The sequence below is a fragment of the Candidatus Obscuribacterales bacterium genome, assembly GCA_036703605.1.
Lineage (GTDB): Bacteria > Cyanobacteriota > Cyanobacteriia > RECH01 > RECH01 > RECH01.
On sequence record DATNRH010000519.1, the window covers coordinates 1 to 1019 of the forward strand.

General features: G+C 51.1%; 1 protein-coding gene. It reads right to left on the reverse strand.

The features are described 5' to 3' along the window. On the reverse strand, nucleotides 1–365 hold a 365-nt coding region (locus V6D20_11195; protein HEY9816348.1), incomplete at its 3' end, for a hypothetical protein. Nucleotides 366–1019: the final 654 nt, after the last annotated feature.

A 1019-nucleotide genomic window follows, 5' to 3' on the forward strand; every position in this document is an offset into this window, starting at 1 on the left:
AGCATGCCGAATGTACCATAGGCCAGCTCCACGAACATAAACAGGAGGTTGATGACCAAAAATCCAAAAATGCGCTGGGATTCTTTTTCACGCAGCATATCTTGAAAATTCCGCTTAATGAAGTCCCAAGTGAGCCAGCTAGAGTCTAGGGTCTCCTCTGCATACAAGGGCACAGGCTCGCCATGCTCCCAATCTCCTGTAGAACTATACACTAAATGAACGCCTAGGTGTAACGATTGGGCGGAGGTACCAGGGATGATGAGGGCAGCACCCACGATCATGGCCCAATTCAGAGGATCGCCAAAAGCAGCGCTGAGGAAAATACCCACCAGAGCTCCCGTGGCTATACTGACTGTAGCAGTCATAGAAGGCGCAGAGATCTGCGACCTTGCCAGGGTCTCGACGTAGGGATCAGCGACGAAGTAGAAGAGGATCAGGGCCAGAATTACGAGGAAGTTGAACAGCGAAAAGCCATCTCCGGAGTCATTCTAAGTATGAACTAGTGGAATGTGGCATACCGAACTCCAGTACATCAGTGCTGCAGGTGTAAGGGCCACCGAAGCAATGGTGCTCGCTAGGGCCATGGGTCGTTGACTGGTAGAAGTGAAGGCTTCACTAGTGGACCGTTCCGCGTATTCACGGCTGAGCGAAAGAGCGCTGCGCTTCTTCAAAATCTTCGCATAAGAAAAAAAATTGCTTTTTGCGTTGTGCCTACCGTGAGCGCAATGAACAGGCTGAGGTAGACAGCCCCAGAGGTTTGCAACGGGGACTGTCCGCGTGTCTGCGCAGTAACTACTTCGGGGAGGACAGAGGGTCCAAAAATCAGCACCAGGAAAATGCCACCGGCTGCTAAAAGACCACCTGGAAGGTTTCCCCCGCTTCTTCCTGAGATTGCACCCAGCAGTATGCCAAAGACGGAATCGCCATAGTCTCCAACTAAGATTAATCTGCCATTAGGAAAATAGGTCATTTACGTCAAGGGACCGAAATGGTACAACGAGTAGCCCCAAAATAGGGCC